Here is a 23976-nt window from a genome sequence, read left to right on the forward strand (position 1 = left end):
GTTCAAAGGTCTGCGGGGAAGACCCAAAGGAGATCTCGGGTGGCGACGTGACCGCCTGATCGGCCAACTGCGGCAGCTCGTCGCGCGTGCCGCAGTTGAGCACCTTGAACCGGATCTCGTCATCCTGGACGAGTTTCAGCGATTCAAGGACCTTCTCGACAGCGACGGGGAAGGCGCTGCACTGGCCTCGGMGATCTTCGATCACCCGGACGCGAAGGTGCTCCTGCTCTCTGCGAYGCCGTACAAGATGTACACACTCCCCGACGAGCCCGAGGGCGACGATCACTATCGGGACTTCACACGCACTGTGACGTTCCTCGGCGGCGACGAACGTGCTCACATCGTCGAGCGCGAACTACGGGTGATGCGCGCGTCGCTCGTGGCCGGTGGYGATCGAGACCGGGCGATCGAGTCGCGCGACCGAGTGGAGCACGAGCTTCGCAAGATCATGAGCCGGACCGAGCGGCTATCTGCGACGCCCGACCGGAGCGGCATGCTCGCCGAGAAGCCCCTCGATGGTGTCAAGACGACGACCGCTGATCTTCACGCCTGGCGCATGTTCGACGATGTGGCGCGCGTGATCGACCGACACGACGTCTTCGAGTATTGGCGGTCTACCCCGTACCCCCTCAATCTCATGGAGCGCGCCAGCTATCAGCTGCCCATGAAGTTCCAGGCTGCCGTTGAGCGAGAAGATCCGCGAGTGGCCGCGGCATTGGCGGATGCTGAGAGCCTGCTCGACTGGGAAGACATCCAGACGTATCAACCGATCGACCCGGGCAACGCGAAGATGCGTGGCCTCGTCGAGGACGTCCTCGATCGTGGCGCCTGGCGACTCGCGTGGATATGCCCTTCGCTGCCGTACTACAACCTGGGTGGCGCCTACGAGGATCCTGACCTTCGCCGATTCACGAAGCGTCTGATCTTCTCGGCATGGTCCGTTGTGCCAAAGGCCATCGCGGTGATGGTGAGCTATGAAGCTGAACGGCGCACCGTGGAAGCCGCGGGCCGTGCAGACCGCGGTTACGACCGCATCACCACGCAGCCTCTGCAGTTCAGGATGGATGGCGAACGGCCCGCGAGCATGCCGACCCTTGCCCTCATGTACCCGTCACTTGTTCTCGCACGGGCGGGAGACCCGCTCTCTGTTGCGCGTCGGCTCGGGGGGTCGCTGCCGGCAGACCGGGCAACAGTGATCGAGACGGTGCGGGAGTCCCTCACTGAGCTGCTGAAAGCCTTGCCTGACGGGAACCCTGACGGGGGCGCGGCGGATCAGCGTTGGTATTGGGCGGCGCCATTCCTGCTCGACCGATTGACGGCATCCGAAGAGAACCGGCCCTTCGCCGAACGCATGCGCCGCTGGCAGGGGCAGGACGCCGAAGATCGCGAGTCGCGGCTCGAAACCCACCTGCGCCACGCAGATCGCGTCGACGAGCTCGAGCTCGGTGCACGACCTRCTGACTTGGCAGACGTGCTCGCGATGATGGCAGTGGGCGGTCCTGCCGTGTGCGCCCTTCGAGCGCTCTCACGCGTTGGGGGCGGGGAGTCGATTCTCGCGGACCCCGACATTCGCGAACGCGCCACTCAGATCGCCGGAGGGCTGCGATCGCTGTTCAACAAGCCTGAGATCGTCGCGCTCCTGCGATCCGGCGAAGATGAATCATATTGGAGAGCAGTTCTCGACCACTCGGTCGAGGGCTGTCTTCAAGCGGTGCTCGACGAGTACGCCCACGTTCTGGTGGAGTCTGAGGGACTACAGGATGCTGATGCGCAGCGCCGGGCGGAGGTGATCGCGCAAACGATGACGGAAGCAATGTCCACTCGAACCGCGACCAACTCGGTGGAGCAGATTCACGTTGAAGACGGCCGGGTCTCACTGACCGACAATCGAGTGAATAGCCACTTCGCAGCACGCTACGGGCGAGCACAGTCCAGCGACCAGACTGCGATGCGTGAGACAACGGTGCGGACCGCCTATAACTCACCCTTCCGACCGTTTGTCCTGGCCTCGACCTCGGTCGGCCAGGAAGGTCTCGACTTCCATACCTACAGCCACGCCATCGTTCACTGGAACCTCCCCGGGAATCCGGTCGACCTCGAGCAGCGTGAAGGACGTGTACACCGTTACAAGGGGCACGCTGTTCGCAAGAACGTCGCCGATTCATACGGTCAGGAGGCGCTCGTCCATATTGATGCGCAGACTGGTGCGCCCTTCGATGACCCTTGGGTGGCGGTGTTCGATGCTGCAGTTTCGGACCGTGCTGACACCGACTCCGACATCGTGCCGTTCTGGGTGTTCACGCGGGAGGGGGGAGCGGTAATCGAACGCTCCGTTCCCGCGCTCCCGCTGAGTCGTGAGGCGTTGAACTATCAGCGGCTGCTTCGTACCGTCGGCGCATATCGCCTCGTGATGGGGCAGCCTCGCCAGGACGACCTCGTGCGGTACGTAGGTGAGATGGGTGGGGATACCTCGTGGCTCCGGATCGATCTCACTCCACGCCCCGATGACCGGTTGGCGCAATGAGTTCCGTGAACCGAGGCTGAGGGTCGACGAGGCGTCCGGGGGCGAAGCGCTGCAGCGTTGTGAGCGAGTGGTCGTGACAGCGGCTAGGGGCAAGGGATCGGGGCGAAGTGACGTCCCTTCGTGTCGATCATTCCGTAGCCGTTGTAGTTGCGGCATCCGGTGTAGCTGCTTCCGCCGCCATCACCAGAGGATGCCCCGGCCCCGGTCGCGCTCGATGAGCCGCTGCTGCTCGACGGTCGCTGAGCGGCTTCCCTTGCTGCCTGATCGGCGGCCGCCTTCACCGCAGCAGCCTGCTCAGCGGCAGCCTTCTCCGCCGCTACACGTGCGGCCTCTTCCGCCGCTACACGCGCGGCCTCTTCCGCCGCTATGCGTTCAGCCTCAGCCTTCTCGCGCGCAACGGCCGACGTGAAGGAGGCCTCCTGCGTGGTCTTCGCCTTCTGAACTTCGCTCCGCAAATCCGCAATCGCTGCCTTGTAGGAACCTCGGAGATCGGGGGTGACCCAGTCGACCCCGTCAATGGCGAGGTCCGCGGTATCGGCTCTCTCGAGGACGACGGCGGTTGATTCGACGACCCCGGCGATGCCCGCTGAATCCGCGGGTGTCGGAGTTGATGTCACGGCATGCGCCTGCTCGCGGTAGCTCTCGACGGTCGAGCCGAGTGTGCAGGGAAGGGAGGTGCCGAAGACACCGGCTTCGTCCCTTTTCGCGTCAGTTACGGCCGACTCGACATCCTTGATGAATCGCGTGTTTCCTCCGACGACCATCGGTACGGCGAATCCCTCTCGAGCCATCTCCGCATTGACCAGGGTGTCGTCGACGAAGACACCAGCGAGGAGCCTGTCATATCGGTCAAAGTGCTCTGAGTCGTACCGGAGCGTGACGGTCGTACCCTTGGGTAGCAACTTCGTGAGGGCGGCAGTCGCCTGCGGTCCCATGCACTCGGAGACACCCGTGGCCGCGTTGTCTTCCGGGGAGTTGATGTTCAGGAGGCGTACGCGCTGAACCTCGCCGTACATCCGAACGTCGATCGTGTCGCCATCAATCACTCGCTGGATTACGGCCTCGTCAGTGCTGTTCGCCTCGGTGACCGCTGCGACGGTGACGGCTACACCGCCCCCCAGGGTGAGTGCCCCTACGACGGCGGCAACGACGATTGGAATTGGCACGGMAGGACCCCCGGGGCGCGCGAAATGGTGAGTTGGCCAGCCGATCGGATTGCAGCTTTGACCTGATCAGCGGTATCAAAAGACCCTCGAGTACCGCTATCCCAGCCTAGACGACGGGTGTCTCGCGAACCTGGGCGACGGCCTGGCACGGGCGGGTGGAAGGCTGGGAACGAGAGTCCGTCCGGATAATCCATCGAGCCCTAAGTCCTCGGCCTCGCATGATGCAACGGGCGCCGGCGCTAACTCTCCCTGGGGCGGCAGCTCGCTGCTGTACAGCCCGATGCGACGTCAGCGCCGTGACGCGATTGCACGCGGAGCGACACCGTCGACACCGGCCAGCTGCACCTGCAGCTGCTCCTCGAGCAGCCACCTTCCCGGTGCGGATGTCGGTGCCGGGTCGCATAATGGCGAGTGCCGGACGGCACTGGCGCCGACTCGGGCAGCCGAGGTTCTGGAGAACCAGCGTCCAGCGTGAACAACGAAGGGGAAGGCTTGTCCAGTCACCCGCCGCCGGGGCTCTCGCCGCAGCCGGCCGCACCTGAAGTGCCGGAGGGCGGCAAGAGCTTCATCGTGACGGTGCTTCTGTCGTACCTGCTCGGCGTGTTCGGCATTGACCGCTTCTACCTCGGGAAGATCGGCACGGGGTTCCTGAAGCTGATCACCTTCGGCGGCTACGGCGTCTGGTGGCTCATCGATCTGCTGATCACGCTGTTCGGGGGCCAACGCGATGCCTCCGGCCTGCGTCTGGCCGGCTACGACAGGTACAAGCGGTCGACGTGGGTCGTCTTGGGCTTTCTCTTGGCGTACCCCGTCTTCCTCCTTGTGGTCACCGGCATGATCAGCGCAGCGTTCGGAACCACCGATCCGAACGCCTTCGGATGGATTCTGCTGTCGCTTCTCACGGCCACCGCGGCCGCCGGAGTCGCGGTTTGGCTGCGACGTCGTCGCCGGGGGGTGGCCATGGATGCGAGCACCGCACGAGAGGCGCGCCACGCCCCGGCTCACGTTCGCACGCGCATCGAGAAACTCGTGGGGCTCAGACAGCTCTATGTGGAGCGCGCCTCTGCCGGTGACACAGTGTCTGCGGCGACGGTCGAGCAGATCGACTCGCTCGTCACGAATGCGATCGAACTGTTCCACCGACTGAGGCTCAGGGCCGACAAAGGGCAGCGCGTGGTCGCCCAGGCCGAGTACGAAGACAAGCTCGACAAGCTCATAGCCGCSCTCGACCGCGACTATCTGCCGGACGTGCTCGCCAACCCTCGGCTGTGGGACAACCCCGAGCAGCGGGTCCGCGAGGTGCAGACGGCGATGGAGTCGGTGGATGCCCAACTGCTCGAGAACATCAGGCAGGTCAACGCTCGGCGGGGGCTGGTGTTTCGGGTCCCGCTCGGCAGTCTGATCGGTCCGCGAAGAGCATTGGACGACTGGCAGCGCGACTTCGACAGCGCATCGGGTACCGAGTAGTGCAGCTGCGCGGGTGGGACGACCGGCATCCGTTCGGGCGCCGATAGCATCTCGGCAGGGAGGCCGCATGCCCACGCATACGACCGCGTTCGGCGCTGACGCCGTCGTGAAGCTGAGGGATCTCGTCGCCAAGGCGAAGGCGGGTTCGCCCCTCGCACCGGTCACGATCATCGTCCGMGACAACATCGCCGCAATCAGCGTCCGTCGGGCGCTCGCGGTCGGCGTCGGGGGTCAAGGCGGAGTCGCTGCGGTCAACGTGACCACACTCCGCCGCCTCGCGGAGCAGCTGCTCGCCGCGGCGGGCGACACGCTTCCACCCGTCACCTCGGCATTGCTGACGGCCCTCTGGCGGCGCGAGCTTGCCGATGATCCCGGATGCTTCGCCCCGGTCGTCGAGCACCCCGCCACGGTTCGCGCACTCGTGCGGGCGCACGGCGAACTGCGAGCGCTCGACGACCAGCAGCTCTCGGTCGTGGCCGAGTCGAACGAGCTGTCGAGAGATCTCGTCCGGCTGCACAGGCGAGTGGAAGCGCATGCACTTGGCGGAAAGCGCGACGAGACCGCGGTGGTCGAGGCCGCGACACGTCTGATTGCAAGCGGCCGCGCGCATAGCGCGGACCTCGGGCCGGTCATCCTGTACCTCCCCGAGGAGCTCGCTCCCAAGGAGCGGGGCCTGATCACGGCGCTGGATGCAGCATCCGGTGTGACCACGCTCCTCGGGCTTACCGGTGAACCGACCGTCGACGGACCGCTGATCGAATCGTTCGGCGAGGCTGAGGGCGTTTCGTCTCGCGCCGCTCGCTCCACCACCGAGACTGACGGCGTCCCTCAACACGCGCACAAGGTCCTGCATGCCTCCGACTCCGACGACGAGGTGCGCGCGATCGTGCGCGAGGTGCGGGCCCTCCTCGCCGACGGGATCGCCACGCATCGGATCGCGGTGCTCCATCCCGTTGCCGGGCCCTACGCGCGGCTGCTGCACGACCATCTCGGGGCATCCGGAATCGCGACCAACGGACCAGGCGTGCGGCCGCTGCGCGACCATGCGATCGCCGACGGCTTCCTCGCGCTGCTCGCCCTCGAGCCCGACGACCTGCGCCGCGACGCGTTCTTCGACTGGCTTGGACGCGTGCCGGTGCGAATCGGCGACGGCACGGCGACCGTTCCGCGCACGCGGTGGGAGCGACTGTCGCGTGAGGCCGGGATCACCGGCGGCGATTGGGCCGAGCGACTCGCGGATCACGAGGCCCGACACCAGGCTCGCCTCGATGCGGATCGCGACAACCCCGACGCGAGAGAGCGATCCCTCGCCTACCGTGAGCGCTCGATCCTCGAGACGCAGGAGTTCGGCGCCTTCGTCGCCGAGCTGCGGCATCGACTTCAGGAGGCCCGCGCGCTCACCGGCTGGGCAGCGCTGGGGGAGTGGGCGCGGGCGATGTTCCGCCGCTACATCGGCCCCGCCGACGCGATGACGCGGCTGCCGGAGCCCGAGCAGCGCGCGGCGAGCGCGATCGACGGCGTGCTCGGAGCGATCGTCGAGCTCGAGGCGATCGGCGACACCCCACGGCTGGGTGAGCTCGTCGAGATCCTCGAGGTCGATCTCGACGCGCGCAAACCCCGGGTCGGCCGGTTCGGTGACGGCGTGTTCGTCGGGCCGATCTCGGCCGCACCTTCGCTCGACGTCTCGCGCCTGTTCGTGCTGGGTCTGTCCGAAGACCTCTATCCCGGTCGGCACCGAATCGATCCGCTGCTGTCCGAGCCCATCCGCGTCGCCACCGCAGGAGCGCTTCCGACCGTCCGGGATCGACTTCGTCGCGACCATCGTGCCGTGCTCGCCGCTTTCGCGGCCGCAGACCATGTCGTGGCGAGCTTCCCCCGCGGAGATCTGCGCCGAGGCGCCGAGCGCCTGCCGAGCCGCTGGCTGATGCCCACTCTTCGAGCCCTGACCGAGCGGCCTGAGCTCGAGGCGACGCGCTGGGCCGAGGCATCCAGTCCCCAACTGCGCTCGGTCGCCTCGCATTGGGAAGGTATCTCGCGCGCCGATCGTCCAGGCAGCGCGCAGGAGTGGCGATTGCGGCACCTCTCGAGCGGCAGCGTCCTCGAAGGCGACGAGCCGCTCGAGACCGCCCTCGAGCTCATCCACGCGCGTCGCGCGGATGACTTCACCCGCTTCGACGGCAATCTTGAAGGCGTCGATGGTCTGCCCGATTACGCTGCCGGCACGGCACTGATCTCGCCGACGGCGCTGGAGCGCTACGCCGGGTGCCCTCACACGTTCTTCGTGGAGCGGATTCTGGGCGTCAAGCCGCTCGAAACCCCGGAGGAGATCATCACGATCCGGCCCTGGGACCTCGGCTCGATCGTGCATGAGGTCATGGATCGGCTGACGACCGAGGCGGATGCGCTTCCCGGCTACGGAGAGCCGTGGAGTGCGGCGGATCGCGAGCGGATGCACGCCATCACCAACGAGGTGACGGACGACTTCGAGCGCCGCGGACTCACCGGTCACCCGCGACTCTGGAATCGCGAGCGCGACCGCCTTCACCAGGACCTCGAAGCGATCCTCGACCTGGATGATGCGGCGCACCGCTTGCGCGACTCGCGCGTGGTCGCGAGCGAGCTGCCCTTCGGCATGCATGGACACCCTCCCGTGCGCATCGAACTCGAAAACGGCGCGATCGCCATGCGCGGCAGCGCCGATCGCGTCGACGAGACCCGCGACGGCACCTTGATCGTCACCGATTTCAAGACCGGCAGTGCGAAGAGCTTCAGCGACATCTCCGGGGACCCCGTCGTCGCGGGCACGAAGCTGCAGTTGCCCCTCTACGCGCACGCCGCCCGCGCCGCCTTCGGCAACGACAACGTCGATGCCGGGTATTGGTTCATCGGCCGCCGTGACCGCGGCAAGCGCGTAGACGTGCGTCTCGACGCTCATCTCGAGGAGGTCTATCGTTCCGCGCTCGAGACGCTGACCACCGGCATCCGAGACGGACGATTCATCGCCCGACCCCCGGCATCCGATGACTTCTCCTGGGTGCAGTGCGCATTCTGCAACCCGGACGGCGTCGGCTACGGACACGTGCGCGGCGGCAGCGAGCGCAAGAGGACGGATGCCTCGCTCGCAACCCTCTTCGCACTGCTCAACCCGTCTGTGCTCACGGCCTCGGCGTCGAACGGGGAGGCGAGCGAATGACCCTCACTGATCAGCCGGCGCGCGACCAGATCCGCAGCGAGCTGCACGAGAACCTCTTCGTCGATGCCGGCGCGGGAACAGGCAAGACTTCCGCACTCGTCGACCGAGTCGTCGCGTCCGTCATGGACGACGGAGTGCCGCTCGCCGAGACGGCGGTCGTCACCTTCACCGAGAAGGCCGGGACGGAGCTGCGGGATCGGCTGCGCGCCGCGTTCGAGAAGGCTCACGCAGGCGCTGACGATCGGGCGACGCGAGCGCATGCGCAGACTGCGCTCGATGACCTCGACGCGGCGGCGATAGGGACGCTGCACTCGTTCGCGCAGCGGGTGCTCTCGGCGTTTCCGATCCAGGCGGGCATGCCGCCGCTCATCGAAGTCCTCGACGAGGTGGGTTCGTCCGTCGCGTTCGACGCGCGCTGGTCGGTGATGTGGCGACGGATGCTGGACGACGACGCCCTCGCCGAGCCACTGGAGCTCGCGCTCGCGGTGGGCCTGAACGCCGACCAGCTCCGCTCGCTCGCGCGGGCGTTCGGCAGCGACTGGGACCTCATCGAGTCGCACGTGCTCGCCGACGAGCCGCGTCCCATGGCCATGCCCGATACCGGCGCACTGCTGCGCCGGGCGATGCTCGTCAGCGAGGCCGGTGCGGGCTGCACCGACGACTCCGACCTCTTCCTCGGCGTCACCGGCAAGGTCACCGGGTGGGTGGCCGCCTTCTCGGCGGCGATCGATGACCGCGAACGGTTCGCGCTCGTGCGTGACCTCGGCATGCTGAAGCTCGGTCGCGGCGGCCGCGCCGGCAACTGGCCCGATCTGCCGGGACTCAAGAACGACTGCAAGGAGCTCGCCGCCGACGCGTCCGCGGTGGCGAAAGCGTACGGCGACGCTGCGCTGCGCCCGCTCGCACGCTGGATCGCATCCGCGGTGCTCGACGATGCACATGCACGCGTGGCATCGGGATCTCTCGAATTCCACGATCTGCTCGTCGCATCGCGCGACCTGCTGCGGACGAACGCAGACGCACGGGCGGAGCTGCAGGTGACCTACCGACGGCTGCTGCTGGATGAGTTCCAGGACACCGACCCGATCCAGATCGAGCTCGCCGTGCGGATCGCGGGCGGGCGGGAGGCCGTTGCCGACGATTGGCGCGATGTCGCGGTGCCGCCGGGCTCACTGTTCGTCGTCGGCGACCCGAAGCAGTCGATCTACCGCTTCCGCCGCGCGAGCATCTCCACGTACCTCGACGCGGGCCAGCGGCTCGGACGACGACTTTCGCTTGTCACGAACTTCCGCACCGTGCCACCGATCCTGGACTGGGTGAACGCGGTCTTCGGCACCGTGATCCAGGAGAAGCCGGGCGCGCAGCCCGCGTACGAGGCACTGAGCGCGCACCGCACGCTCGACCCGGCGGCGGGAACGACCTTCTCGGGCGCTTCGGTGACGGCACTCGGCGCCGCGCCGCATCCGAAGGGCACCCCTGTGGGCGTGCAGCGTGAGGCGGAGGCGGCGGATGTGGCATCCGTCATCCGCACCGCGCTCGCGGAAGGGTGGACGGTGTTCGACGAGCAGGCGAAGGAGTGGCGCCCGCTCACCGCGCGCGACATCGCGATTCTGATCCCCGCGCGCACTTCGCTGCCTGCGCTGGAGGAGGCGCTGGATGCTGCCGGCATCGCCTACCGCACGGAGTCGAGCTCGCTCGTCTATCAGTCGAACGAGATCCGGTCGCTGATGGCGGCTGCGCGGGCGGTCGCCGACCCCAGCGACCAGCTCTCGTGCGTGACCGCCCTGCGCTCATCGCTGTTCGGCTGCGGCGACGACGACCTCTTCGCATACAAGCGCGATGGCGGCAGCTTCACCGTGAGCGCCCCTGTGAAGGACGAACTGGTCGACACTCCGGTCGGTCGTGCCATGACCTACTTGAGCGAGCTCTTCCGGGGCAGTCGGTGGGCAACGCCCGCAGAACTGCTGACCGACCTCGCCGTCGACCGCCGGGTGCTGGAGGCAGCGACGGTGACCGAGCCGTCTTCGCGCGCACGCGACCAATGGGGTCGTGTGCGGTTCGTCGTCGATCAAGCCCGCGCATGGTCGGATGTTGAGCACGGCGGGCTTCGGGAGTACCTCGCGTGGGCCGYGCACCAGGCGGGAGATTCCGCCAGGGTCGCCGAATCACTGCTGCCCGAGACTGATCTCGACGTCGTCCGGATCATGACCGTGCACGGGGCGAAAGGCCTCGAGTTCGGTATGGTCGTCCTCTCCGGCATGACAAGTCACCCGCGCCGGCAGAACGGCGTGCGACTGCTCTGGGGAGACCGCCGCTACTCCGTGCACCTGTCGGGCTCGATTGAGACCAATGACTTCGCCGAGGCGGCACCGCTCGATGAGCAGATGGACGGCGAGGAGCGGCGACGCCTGCTGTATGTGGCGGCGACTCGAGCCCGCGATCACCTGGTGGTCTCGCTCCACCGGGCGGAGCGCGACGCAGATCAGCAGACGGCGGCCGAGATCTTCGTCAACGCGGGCGCGCTGGAGGTGCCCGGGGTGACTGTGTTCGAGGGCGGCTCCGGTGATCTGCCGCCAGCGGCGAGCCGCCCCGCACCCGGCCCCGGTCCCGCGTGGGAGTTGTGGGCGCCGGAGACGGATGCCGCGCGCCGGCGCTCCCGCGCCCCTTCTGCACGGACTGCCTCCGGTCTGGAGGGTACGGAGCCGGAGGTCGTGTGGGCCCTTGCCGAGGCGTCAGCGGACGGCAACACTGCCTCCGCCGAAGTCGTAGCCGGTCGGGCGAAGGGTGCGCGAGACGTCGAGCTCGCGCCGTGGATGAAGGGCCGGTACGGCAATCTCATCGGCCGCGCTGTGCACGGCACGCTTCAGGCGGTCGGAGGCGAGGACGCATTGGTCGACACCGTGGCTGCCGCCCAGGCGCTGGCGGAAGGCATCCCGGATCTCACAGCTGCGGTGGCGTCGTTCGTGCGCTCCGCACTCGCGACCGACCTCGTGCGCGACGCATTCTCCCGCGAGCACTGGAGCGAGCTCTACGTGGGCACCGTCGAGGACGACGGGCTCGTGCTCGAGGGGTTCATCGACCTGGTGTTCCGCGAGGAATCGGGCGGCCTCGTGATCGTCGACTACAAGACCGACACGATTCGGGATGCCCCGACCCTCCTCGAGCGAGCGACGTACTACAAGCCCCAGTTGGACGCATACGTCCGGGCCTTGGAGGCGGCGACGGGGGAGCGGGCGCGAGCCGCGCTCGTGTTCCTCGACGCGACGAGCGCGACCGCGCGGGTCGTGCCCGTGCCGGTCGGCTGAACCCGGAGGATTCGCGGGGGAGAGGCAGAGCGACCTCGAAGGGATGTCCCGGGTGTCTCTCGATCCTCAGCAGATCCGCCATGCGCGTCTCGTCCGATGGATACCCTGCGCGGACGCGGCGGTGGGGAGGACTGGCCTTCTCGATTTAGCGCGCTCCTGCGTGAATGTCGGAGGTCGCTGAGAGAATTGGGCTGTACCGAGAGAGGACCTGAATGCAGCAGACCTGGATGCCCGACGTTCTGCCACAGGCAGCGACGACCATCGCCATCGCGAACGAAATCGTCTTCGCCGCCGAAGTGGAGGAGTGGCTGAGTATCCGCGCCCATGTACCGGTGACGTGGAGTCCCCGCGGGAATGGGCTCTTGGCTGTTCATGACGTGGCTGAAGCGGCGGCGCGAATCGGAGAGCTCGGTGACGAAGGATCGTGGGGCGTTTTGCGCAGGACGCACGCCGCGAAATGGGCGCAATGCATGAGGGTCGACGGCGGATGGATCGTCGAGGTGAACGGCGTCCCTGGGCCTGACTGCTTCGCGCGGCGCGTGCAGCGCCTGGAGAAGCGGCGACGCCTACGGCGCGGCAGCAAACGTGTGCGAGACCACGGCCGCCTGATGGCGGTCTACCGTCCGGAGGACGTCACGCACACGGCGCTCGGGGCGGCAGAAATCATGTGGTCCTGGTTGCGTGGGTCACTACCCGAGGGATATGTGCTGTACGAACTGTGATGCGGCCCGAACAGACGAGGAAGAGAAGCATGGCTGAGACCGGCGCCAAGAAGATCCTGTACATCGACATGGACAACACGCTCGTGGACTTCCAGAGCGGGATCGACCAGCTCGCCGACGCGCTGCAGATCCAGTACAAGGGCAACCTCGATGAAGTGCCCGGCATCTTCGCATTGATGAAGCCGATGGAAGGAGCCGTTGCAGCGCTCGAGGAACTGTCGGAGAAGTTCGACCTCTACATCCTCTCAACCGCGCCTTGGAAGAACCCCTCGGCATGGCAGCACAAGGTCGAGTGGGTGCACCTGCACTTCGGCTCGGCCGAGGGCACAGCCGCCTACAAACGAGTCATCCTCTCCCACCACAAGGAACTGAACAGGGGCGATTTTCTGGTGGATGACCGACCGAACAACGGTGCCAGCGAGTTCGAGGGGGAGTGGCTTGAGTTCCGCTCCGAGCAATTCCCCGGCTGGAAGACCGTCACCGAGTACCTGCTTCCGCGGGCGCAGATCACGGCTGTGCGCGACCTCAGCCCCGCTGATCGCGCGCAGCAGGTCGCCACTGCCAAAGCGATCGCGGTCGCGGCGCACACTGGCGCAGAAGACAAGCTCGGCGTGGACTACATCCGTCATCCCGAGGCTGTCAGCAGCCACTTCGATCCCAAGAGGCAGACCCTCGAACACTGCTCTGGGTGGCTGCACGATGTCATCGAAGACACGGACGTGGATGCCGAGCGGCTGCGGCTCGCCGGTGTCCATCCAGAAATTGTCGAGGTCGTCGAACTGCTCACACGGCCGGATGGCGCCGGTGACGCATATTACGAACGGATCGCCGCTCATCCGGCTGCCCGGGCGGTCAAGCTCGCGGACATCACCCACAACACGGATCCCCGGCGGACCGCAGAGCTCGACGATGAAACGCGAGCCCGTTTGCGGGAGAAGTACGAGCACGCCCTGGAACTGCTGGGCCTGGACTGGCCGCATCCTCCGCGGGCGTGATGCAGCGCCTGCCGCATCGCCCACTGCGTCCGTTGGATCCCGAACCTGAGCGCCACCGACGAGTACGCCGAGCGTTGTATGTCAAGGCGCCACCTCTTTCATAGAGAACTTATAGGGTCGCTATAGAAGCCAACTCGGTGGACTGAAGGTCGAGTGACCGAAGGTCAGCGAGTTGAACTGCTGGCGCAGATGAGATTGTTCTCATTGTGCTCAGGTGCCACACTGGGGCTCATTGTGTGGCGCCGTAGCCGCACATTCGGTCGGGTCCCAGATGACAGCCCGTCGTGGGCGAAAGTGAGAGTGAGCTCCGCATGTCCGTCCCGCCGCCCCGCGTATCGAGCGCACCGCCAGAGGGCGTACGGGCCAGTGCCGGCGCGTCCCCCCTTCCCCTCGTAGCGGGCGCGGTGGCGTTGGCCGCCAGCGTGATGATCGCGATAGTGGCGGAGGTCTGGGCGAGCACACCGGCGAAGCTGGTGGTGCCGGGAATTCCACTCGTCAGAGGTGATTTCTGGTGGCTCAGTTTTCTCGGCTACCTACTCACACCCATAATCGTCATCGGGTGCTACGGCTGGGACGTGCTCTCGCAACGGAACGGCCTGCGAGCGAATCGCGACTTCGTTCTGAACCCCCGCTGGACGCGCTGGCTACTGGTGATTGTTGCGGCGGCCATCGTGGTCGGCGTGTGGCACGTCCTCAACCTGAGTGTCCCCGTCTCTGAATGGCTGGGATTCGCATGAGGCGCGGCATCAGCGCTTCCGCCGGTGCGATCGCATTGCTCGTTGCCCTGCTCGCTGCCCCGCTGACCGCGGCGGCGACCGCGACGACCGCGACGACCGCGACGACCGCGGCGACCGACAGTGGATTGTCCGAGCAGGGGGAGATGGCTGTCGACGATCTGCGATCCTGCGTCGCATCGAGTGACACGCTGAACGTCTACTACCTCGTCGACAACTCGAAGTCGCTGCGTCAGGCAGACGATGGCGGGCCCGGAAGTGACCCGCAGAAGCTCCGGGTGAAGATCCTCGCCAACAGCCTGGAACAGCTCGGAAAGCTGCGAGATGGACTCACAGTGAACTGGGCAGCCGGAATTTTCAGCAATGAGTTCACAGGGCTTCTCCCGTTTGCGGAACTCGGTGAGCGAGGAGCCCAAGCTCTTTCCGATGAGCTGGATAAGGCAGTCCCGGACGGCTACACCAACTGGCCCGCTGGGTTGGAGAATGCTCAAAAGGCACTCCAAGAGAAGTACGCATCGACGCCCGGCGCGTGTCAGCTGCTCATCTCACTGACGGACAGTCAGATTGACATTTCCTCGCCGGAAGGGGTCGACGGCCAGGACTTCGCCGCCCTCGAGGTCTTGTGCAATGGCGGCGGTCCGAATGAAGGCGGGGGCATCTTCAACGAGTTCCGTCAGAACGGCGTTGTCGTCATCGGTGCTCTCGTGGGACCGGATGCGTCTGCCACCACGGAGGGGCGCACCCTCAAAGCGCTCATCGAAGGCAGCAACGACGGGGGCGAGAAGACATGTGGGACGAACCCGGTCCCCGATGACCCGCCGTGGGTGCATGGCGCGTTCGTCCCCGCAGAGGAGTTCGACTCGCTCGCGAGAGTGTTCCAGACACTGGGAGCGGAGGTGTCCGGCGGTTCTGAGTGTTGGGCGCCCGGCAATCCGCTGTGGATCGATCCTGGTGTCAGCCGCTTCCGCGTCATCGCAGGCGGCGATTGGACGCTGTCTCCGCCGGCCAGCTCTGATTTCGATGGGGAACTCACCGCGACGGTGGAAGCGGGGAATGCGCCCGAGTGGGCGACCGAGGTGGGCCCGCGAAGTTTCGACGTCGATACATCGGGTCAGGAAGCGCCGAGTGAGTGGACGCTCTCGGATGCCATCTCGCCCCAGATCTTCTGCTTCAGTGACATGTCGGTCGAGTTCCTTTCGAAGACGATCCCGCTGGATGAAACCGGCGACACCGCAGGGAATATCAAGGCTCAACTGAAAGACCCTGAGGGAGCGAACCGCGACCTGAAGGATTTCCGCTCTGACTACACCCTGGATGTGCGTTTCCCCGGTCTCAGCGGTGAGTCGGCGCCCGAGGTCGTGAGCTCGCAGGTGGATGCCGAGACCGGCGAGATCGACATCTTCTTTCGAGTGCCTGAGGAGAACACGTCATCACAGTTCGACGTAGAGGTGGCACTCGACGGCCTCAAGACAAGCGCTCACAACCTCGAACTGGCATCGGTCCCGGGATCTGAAACCATCTCCGTCGACCTTCCGGCGGAGTTTCCCTCGATTGAATCCGTCCAGCAGACCACGCCCCTTGAGGGCAGGAATGGCGTGGGGGTCGTTTCGATGCGGGTGGTCGGGCCCGCTGCCGGGGGGGAGGGCCAGGTCTGCGTCACTGGAGATCCGGTGATCGGTGCGGATCTCGAGAAGAATGTTCGCGCGACATCGTGGGAATGGACCACGCCGGACGACTGCATCACGGTTCCGTCGGGCGAGTCCAAAACCATCGAGCTCACAGTGACCAACGACGAGCCTGCCGACAGCACGGTCGAAGCGGCTGTCCCGGTGAGGTTGACGTCAACGAACGGCGAAGAGCGACCGCTCGATGTCCCGTTCACCTTTCAGACGACGCATCCGATCAATCTTCTGGCAGTCGTCCTCATCACCCTCGCTCTGCTTGCGCTCGGCATTCTCCTGCCGCTCGTCGGGCTGTGGATTCTCAACCGACGGACAACACGCCTCGACATCGACCAATCGATCCAGCGCGCAGCGCTTCCCGTGCGGATCACCTCCGACGGTGCGATCATCGAGGCGCCTGCGGGTGACACCGCGCTGTCCGAGAAGTTCACCTATCGCGGCGCCGCGCGAGGGGTGCGGTCCATAAGCGATCCGGATCTCGGACGCATCGCTGCGGTGGTGCCGTGGTTCCCGCTTCTCCCACCTAGCTACCGGCTCTCGCCGCCGGACGGACGGGTCATTGTCGCCGCCCGCACAGGAGCGCGAGGAGCTTCGACGGCCGAGCGCCGACGTGATGGATCGCTCCGATTCTCCCAGCTGCCCTTCGAGGCATTCTGGGGCATCGTGATCTCGCGCAGCGACCTCATCAGCACGAAGCGGGGCGACGAGCTTCGTGGCACTGCGGTGCTGTACCACGCGCAGACCGCGAGCGGCCCTACGCAGTATCGTGACAGGCTCTCGGCCATCGGCCACGACACCACGATCGTGCGCGCCATCGAGCACCTCCGCGAGCAGATGCGCGACAATGCGGGGCGGGACGACGCGAAGCAAGCCACTGGCGGCGGGCCTGGAGGGGTGCCCACGTCGTCGCCCCCCGGGTCGCCGAACCCGACGCAGCCCTCGGCGCCCTCACGGCCGGGTCCAGGCTCCGCGAGACCGGGTTCCTCGACGTCATCGCCCAGCGCGCCTCCGCGACCGGGGTCGGCACCTCCCCGGCCGGGGTCCGCACCTCCCCGTCCTGGATCCACCCCGCCACCTGCTGCAGGTGGGCAGCCTCCTCGGCCCAGCCGCTAGACAAGCATCGACCGACAGACGCAACGGAAGAAAGAGAAGAAGACACACATGCTCAGGCCATTCCTCGTCATCGGCGTCGGCGGTTCCGGCGGCAAGACGCTGCGCGCAATCAACTACCAGCTGCAGCTGAAGCTCCAACAGGTGGGGTGGAAGTCGGGAATCCCCGCTTCTTGGCAATTCCTGCATTTCGACACTCCGACTGCTCAGGACGGTGCGGATTTCCCGCTCCCTTTCCTCCCGTCGCAGCAATACAAGGGACTGGTGTCCAGCGGAGCGACGTACAACACGGTGTACAAGTCGATCGAAGGCGCGCATTCGTCGAACCCGCGAGTGCACAACGACATCCGGCGACAGCTGCCCGACCCTCGCTACGTGAAGGTGGACGTCACCAAAGGCGCCGGACAATCCCGGTCGGTCGGACGAGCGGTCGCCCTCGCCTCCACCAAGGAGATCGCCAATGCCGCGCGCGCGGCGATCGCCCGGCTCGGGGATGCGTCGGCGCTCGGTGAACTCCGCGCGCTCGGGCAGCTGCTGAAAGTGCGCGGTGAGGGCGGCGACGGAAGCCCAACCGTCATCGTCGTCTCGTCCATTGCAGGCGGCTCCGGTGCCGGACAATTCCTCGACGTCATCGAGGTCGTGAAGTCGACCGCGAAGCAGCACCCCTGGTCGAACCAGTTCTTCAGCATCCTTTACGCGCCTGATGTGTTCGACCAGCTCAACGTGAGCGCAGGGATGCCCGGCAACGCGCTTGCGGCGATCTCGGAGACGATGAACGGCTTCTGGACGAACACTCCGTCCGATTCGACGCTCGCTCTTCTCAACAGCCAGGGTGTCGCCCCGGCCTACGGCGATGCGATGGACCGCGTCGGGGCGGCCTACCCGTTCATCGTCGGCCGMAGCAACAGCAAGGTCACATTCGAGGACCAGAGCGCGGTTTACAACGCGGTGGCTACGAGCCTCACGGCGTGGATCACCGATGAGCGCGTGCAAGACGACATGATCGCCTACTCGTCGGGCAATTGGCAGGCTCGTGTGGGCGCCAACGTCCTCCCCGACGCCTCGGGACTCGCGAGTCCCGTCCACCACTCGCCTCCGTTCTCGTCGATGGGCTTCGGCCGGGTGACGCTCGGTCGTGAGCGCTTCCTGGAGTACTCCGCCGAACGTTTCGCGCGATCGGTGATCGATCGGATGCTGCACGCCCACGCCGAGGGTGATCCGCTGTTCGCGCAGAAGACCGAGCGCGAGTGGATCGAATCGGGGGCCGATACGTCGTACCAGCGCTTCCTCAACGATCTCCAGCTGAACGAGGAGACCGAGTCGCATAACCAGGTGATCGACGCTCTGCGCGCAGACGAGATACTCACACAGATCAAGGCCGAGCTTGAGTTCGGCATCAACGAACGCCTCCTGCAGGGAGCGGCCCTCGATAAGTCCGGTGGCATGGAACTCACCCTCTGGACCGATCGGATGGTCAACGAGCACTCCGTACGAGCACCGGAACTGCTGCAGCGTGAGCAGCGCGCGCGTCAGCTTCTGCTCGACGAGTGGGTCAAGCGGATGCCCTCGCACATTCTTCACGTCGTCGCGCAGTACATCGCCGAAGTAGGGTTGCCCGTCGTCGTGGCGATGCTCACGCGGCTTGAGCGCACGATTCGCAACACCACAGAGGGCCTCGAAGCCGAGGCGCATCAGCGCGACGAATGGGCGTACGGGCTTCGCTCGCACGTGGCGAGCGAACTGGCAAAGGCGCCGAACCAAGGTTCGATCAGGCCGGACCAGACCGTCATCGGCGATGCCATGGCATGGCTGACCGAAGCTCTCGAGTGGTCGAGCGAAGCGCGTCTGCGCGAGAGTGCGGCGAAACTGCTGGTCGAACTCCGCACGGAATTCATCGCCCCGCTGCGTTCTCACCTCGATGGTGCCCTCAGTGCGCTGCGTCAAAGGGTCGGCGATCGTCGCACGATCGACGAGCGTGAGAACGAGTTCCAGTTCTGGCCGTCGCGCAATGACGCGACCATCCCTCGCAAGTACGAGCCGGCTCCGAACGAGCGCCTCCTCGTCGATCACGCAGACTACCCTGCAGAGTTCGAGCGGCTCGTGCGAGCGAGCGTCGAAGGATCCGACTCCAAGTATCAGGACGCGATCTTCGAGGTCATGACTGACCTGCTCGTGGGCCAGCCGCCAGCGAAGGTGCGGGAGGGCGATGACAATTCGTGGAGCCTGATCGCGAACACCCGAACGTGGAAATCGAGCGTCACAGCTGATCCGAGCACGTCCTACGCGCCGCAGTCACCGCACTTCCGGATGGAGACCGATCCCGAGATCTATCTCGAGCGCTCGCGGACGTGGATGCGGCGAGAGGGTATGCCCTTCCAGGCGTACATCAGTGAAGATCTGCTGCACTACTTCGATCCCACCGCCGTAACTCCCGACGTGTTCGCCGCCCGTCGGGATCGCTACCGCGCCCAGCTTCAGGCGGCACTCGGTGCGAGCGAGCCCCTCGTCAAACTCAACTCGGCGCTGCTCCGGGCCGTGCACGACAAGGCGATCAACGAGGACACCAGCCTTGTCATGAGCTCGATCCCGTTCCGCCAAGGCACCGATATGTACACCATGACCAAGGCGGTGCTCGGCGAGCTCGGCTTCTGGGATGACGCGACGAGCGAATCGTGGTTCCGCGATGCCAAGGTCGACAGCATCGAGGTGTTCGCGATGTCCGGGTTCCCCTACCAGCCCATCGTGATGGACTCCGTGATGGAGCCGATCATCCGGGGTTGGCTCGGCCAATCCGGCACCCAGGACAGCCGACAGGCCTTCTGGCAGTTCAAGCGCACGCGTCTTCTCGGCGAGTCCATCCCGGCCGACCAACGCGTCATCGCCGCGATGATCCGCGGGTGGTACATCGCCAAGGCACTCGATCGCCTCACCGTCGACACGAACCACGGCGAGCTGGGGCCCAAGCTCTCCGTGTGGGATGCCGCAKCCCGCCGGACGGTCGACTTCCCACACCCGCTGCTCACCGCTCGAAACGCACAGTGGTTCGACTATCCCGGCGCAGTCATGCAGTCGCTGACGATCGCCATTGCGCTCTGCCAGGTCGATGGCACTTTGGCGCCACTCCGCGCGTACAAGGCTCTCGCCGCCCTTGGCGGCGAGGACGGCGTTCCCTCGGAAGCGCTCGTCAGCTGGCTGCAGTTCGGCACTTACACGAAGGGTGCGCCGACGCCGAAGGCCGATCGTGCTGGCCAGAGCACAGAGACCCTCGTAGACCGGCAGCGGCATGTGCAGAAGTATTTCGCCTCGGAGCTCGAGAAGTTCCGCGACAACGTCGTGGAGCACGACCACCACGAGTCGGTCTACGACTACCCGCTCAGCTGGGAGATCCGCGACCAGGTCGTCGAGGCCCTCGAGGGTCTCATGTCGACCGTGATGGCGACACGATCCGACGATTCGGGCGTCTGAGGTGGCGGATCGGTTCTGGCCGGATGYGAAGGCGAGCATCATCCTGCTGCCAAGCGGGGAGCAGGGCGCGGAGCTGCTCGAGCTTGCGGCGGAATGGACGAGGACGGGCTTGCTGGGCCCGGCCCTGTGGGTCGGGCCCGAGCAGGTGAGCGAGGGAACGTCCGGGCCTCCGCACATCGAGGCCGTCGTGCTGGGAATCGGCGCCGACCTGGAGGTGGCGCGCATCCGCGTCGATCTGTTTGAGGCGCTGGCCCGCGAGGCCCTCKGGGTCGTGCGACTTGTGAAGCTACGGTCGGCGACGCCTTCAAGAGAGTCGGATTCGCTCCAGGACGCGATCGCCGAGCGGGTCCGCGAGTACGTCCGCAAGTCGATGYCGATGCCTAACCCGTCGGCGTCCATCGTGGATCAGTCGACGGAACTCCGCTACGCGACGCTCATCTGTGCTCCCACCGAGTTCCAATTGCGGCAGCGTGTCGATTGGGTGGGACCTGAATACGGGGTCGTCGTCATCGCTTCTCCCGAGGACCGATCGAGTCCGTGGTCAGGCGATGCGTTCGTTCGCGACGGCACGCGATTCCTCGGCTTCACCCTGATGCATCTCGCGAGCGTCGGTGGATTGTGGAGCGGGGTCACGAAGGGAAGCTTCGAACTGGTCCGGCGAGAGGAGTCCGGGCATCGGAGCGTGTGGATATCGCGCGTCTTCGTGAACGCCGTACTGACCGAGGCGCTCGGACGGCGCGCCGGCGCCCAGGTCCTCGCCGATATCGCCCGGCCGGACTCGCTTCTGGTGGATCCGAGTGCCAGCGCACCTCCGCTCGGGACGACGTTCATCGTGGACTCGCATGTGGGCGCGTACGTCGACGAGATGGTTCGCGGAGCAACCCAGCTCGACGGTGGAGCGCTTCTGTACAGCGAGTCGGCGATGGAAGCGGATCCTGACAAGCGCCGCGTCGGCTTCTGGCGCCAATGCGGACGGTTCCTGGCGTTCAGCGCCGACAAGCTCGTGAAGATGCCGATGTGGACCTGGCGCTGGATCACTTCGCGGACTCACCGGCGAATGACGCGCGCACTGCACACCGACGAGGGTGCCGAGGTAGTCGGGGGGACAGAGTACGACCTGTTCGACGTTCGCGAACGCGAGCTCATTGCGGATGCCGCCCGAATCGCAGACGACGAGAGGCGGGCACGCGCCGAAGCAGATGCGCCGGCCGGACTGTCGCAAGTGAGGACGACACCTGAGCTGTGGGCGCGCCTCCGTCAGCTCGTTTTCGGTGCCCTCGACGGCAGCTCGGACCTGAGCGAATACGGCTTTGCGAAGGTCGATGGGAACGTCCCCATCTTCGGGCGGGTGAGCGACGTGCTCGCGCTGCCGGACGAGCCGTGGATTCCGTCTCGAGATGTCGTGCCTGAGGACTTCCCCGCGAAGGTCGACTGGTATGTGCTCGCTCTCGAAGACCCTCGTCAGCGATTGGAAGAGGCCGCCCGAGAGGCTGCGCAGCACCAGAGCGAGGCGGCGGCCGCTGTCGCAGCGTGTGCGCGCAAGCTAGAGGAGGTGCGAGCTGCCAGCAAGTCCAGTCGGCGCCGCACGGCGGCCTCCGCGGAGTCGACGGGTGCGCAGCATCCGGTCGAACCGATCGTGTCGCAGGATGCGGCGAAAGTGGCAGACGCATCCGATCTGCAGGACTCGCCGACACCCGATGACGAGCGTGAGGCCGCTGCCGCCCCCCCGGACKATAAGCCCGTTGCGGTTGACAAGCCGGCCGCGGCTGACAAGCCCGCCGTCGTCCGCGCACGTAAACGACTCGAACTTGCGGAGGCTGAGCTCGAAAGCCGTACCGCTGAAGCGGATCGGCTGGCCGACGGCGTGCGCGCCTTCGATGCGTGGGCGGTCACTCAGGACCGTTCTTTCGTTTGGCGGCTCTTGACAAGGCTTTCCKACGAGCGGCGTGCCGCTCAACAGAATGCCGCCCGTCTCGCAGCCGAGATCGAGGGCGCAAGTGTCCCCACTGCGGGAGAGCTCATCTCGCTCCGGCGACGTTTTCATCGCAGGATGCTCGTCGTGTGGGGCATCGCCCTGCCGATCATCGGGATCACCCTCGATATCTTCTTCCGGAACGCCGGCGTGGAGAACGAGGCCGGAAGGGATTTCGGAGTGCTCTGGGTGACGGGGATCACAGCCGTCATCGCCCTCGGCGCTTCGCTCGGCGCTCTTGTGTCCTTCCACTCCGGCTGGTCGAGATTCCAGCGACGAATCGACGTGCAGCGTGAACGACTGGCTCACTTGGGGCGGGCGTCCCGCCAGGCACGGCAGGAAGCCGAGCGTCTGACGTCGCTGCATCGTCAGACGGTCGAATGGCTGATCCTCCTGTCGCGCGCCATCCACAAGCCCTGGCAGGTGCCGGAACAGTGGCTCGATCATGAGCAGTTCACCGTCACTCGTGGGGCGATGCCATTCGCGTTGCAGGTCGCCACGGTGCAGGAGGACGACCGTGCGGCGGCGGCGCGTCTTCGCGCTGGCATGGCGCAGCACCTGATGGTCAAGGGCTGGCGCAACCAGGCGTTCGAGGATCTCGTCCGCGAGACGTCGTACGAACGAGTTTCGACATCGTCGAGTGAATTCGGACTGAACGCGCTCGATGAGGACCTCCCGCATGCGTCCAACCACACCCGACGGATGCTGCTGCCGGCGCTCGACGACGAGACGATCCTCACACGGGTTGCCGGTCCCCGCCTCGACGCTCTTGCGAAGGAGGTCCAGCGGGATGACACGGGGGCGAGCGGTCCCCGGGTTCGCCCCGTTCTCGACAACCCGCTGCATGCGATCGCTCGCAGTCGGATGCCGTCATCCCACGACCTGCCTTGGGATGACTTCCTGCTTGAGTCGCTCGTGGGCAAAGGCGACCCGATTTCGCCGCTCAGCGCGACCAGTCTCACGGACATCGAACTCGGCGAGCGGCACCACGAGCGCGTGGAGAGCTTCCTCGTTGTGCCCCAGCGGCTTGCGAAAGATCTCCACTACCCGGCCGGCGGTCCCATCCATGTGGTGCCGGTGCCGGACATGAATGATGGTTCGGTAGACCTCGCATGGCGGGTCGACATCGCCGGACCTGTGCCACTGCGGGCGATCCATCTGTGGGATGCGGTGACAGGTGAGGCTCCCGTTTCACCACCGACGCCACCACGGCCAATGGGCGACGACACGGGAGTGTGAGCCGTGCTGACATCACCGTCCCAACGGGCTGCCACGTTGCTGCCCGCGGATGCGGCGTGTCGCGCTTGTGATGTGGATGAGCCGTCCAGGGGTGAGGTGCACTGATCGTGTCGGCACCTCCGCCGCGTCCTCATCGGGGCGGTGCAATTCCACCACGGCCTCCGTCGGTTGTGCAGAGCACCGCCGTCCCATTGCCGCGTCAGGCCCTCGCCGGATCAGGGCGAAGGTCGAGAATCGTTTGGGTCGCAGCGATCGTCTTCACGCTCGTCGTCGGCATCGCGATCGGCTTCGGGATCGGCCGAGCGACGGCCGATCCGGCGTCTGGAGATACTGCCGCAACGCCGGCTCCAGAAGACGTCATCACATCGCCTCCTCCTTCGACCCCCGCACCCACTACGCAGC

The 23976-nt window shown here is 66.1% G+C and carries 11 protein-coding genes; 10 read left to right on the plus strand and 1 reads right to left on the minus strand.

Annotated elements, in window-relative coordinates:
• On the plus strand, positions 1-2524 hold a 2524-nt coding region (locus AC1DP3_RS16705; RefSeq protein WP_477295241.1), incomplete at its 5' end, for a helicase-related protein.
• An 83-nt stretch (positions 2525-2607) separates the two neighbouring features.
• Here the strand turns inward: AC1DP3_RS16705 and AC1DP3_RS16710 are convergent.
• A complete protein-coding gene (locus AC1DP3_RS16710) occupies positions 2608-3690 on the minus strand; it encodes a thermonuclease family protein (protein ID WP_477295243.1) in 1083 nt (360 codons plus the stop codon).
• 492 nt (positions 3691-4182) lie between these two features.
• Between AC1DP3_RS16710 and AC1DP3_RS16715 the strand changes: the two genes are divergently transcribed.
• From AC1DP3_RS16715 to AC1DP3_RS16755, 9 genes are all read left to right on the plus strand, one after another.
• A complete protein-coding gene (locus tag AC1DP3_RS16715) occupies positions 4183-5157 on the plus strand; it encodes a TM2 domain-containing protein (RefSeq protein ID WP_477295244.1) in 975 nt (324 codons plus the stop codon).
• Positions 5158-5224: 67 nt separating this feature from the next.
• Entirely contained in the window at positions 5225-8350 is a 3126-nt protein-coding gene (locus AC1DP3_RS16720; RefSeq protein ID WP_477295246.1) for a PD-(D/E)XK nuclease family protein, read from the plus strand.
• Positions 8347-11655, plus strand: coding sequence for a UvrD-helicase domain-containing protein (locus AC1DP3_RS16725; protein WP_477295248.1), 3309 nt, complete (start codon positions 8347-8349; stop codon positions 11653-11655). The genes AC1DP3_RS16720 and AC1DP3_RS16725 overlap by 4 nt, the downstream gene beginning before the upstream one ends.
• Positions 11656-11867: 212 nt before the next feature.
• Positions 11868-12377, plus strand: a complete 510-nt coding sequence (locus AC1DP3_RS16730; protein ID WP_477295250.1) for a hypothetical protein — start codon at positions 11868-11870, stop codon at positions 12375-12377.
• Between the two features lie 29 nt (positions 12378-12406).
• Positions 12407-13372 carry a 5' nucleotidase, NT5C type gene (locus tag AC1DP3_RS16735; RefSeq protein ID WP_477295252.1) on the plus strand — a complete coding sequence of 322 codons (966 nt, stop codon included), beginning with the start codon at positions 12407-12409 and terminating at the stop codon, positions 13370-13372.
• Positions 13373-13776: 404 nt separating this feature from the next.
• Entirely contained in the window at positions 13777-14109 is a 333-nt protein-coding gene (locus AC1DP3_RS16740; protein WP_477295254.1) for a hypothetical protein, read from the plus strand.
• The gene (locus tag AC1DP3_RS16745; RefSeq protein ID WP_477295256.1) at positions 14106-16901 is read left to right on the plus strand and encodes a vWA domain-containing protein; all 2796 of its coding nucleotides are present in this window, start codon (positions 14106-14108) and stop codon (positions 16899-16901) included. Before AC1DP3_RS16740 ends, AC1DP3_RS16745 begins: the two co-directional genes overlap by 4 nt.
• 48 nt (positions 16902-16949) lie before the next feature.
• The gene (locus tag AC1DP3_RS16750) at positions 16950-20363 is read left to right on the plus strand and encodes a tubulin-like doman-containing protein (protein WP_477295257.1); all 3414 of its coding nucleotides are present in this window, start codon (positions 16950-16952) and stop codon (positions 20361-20363) included.
• A gap of 1 nt (position 20364) precedes the next feature.
• Positions 20365-23574, plus strand: a complete 3210-nt coding sequence (locus tag AC1DP3_RS16755) for a hypothetical protein (RefSeq protein WP_477295259.1) — start codon at positions 20365-20367, stop codon at positions 23572-23574.
• The last annotated feature ends 402 nt before the right edge of the window (positions 23575-23976 follow it).

The sequence above is a fragment of the Microbacterium sp. P5_B6 genome (assembly GCF_056400345.1).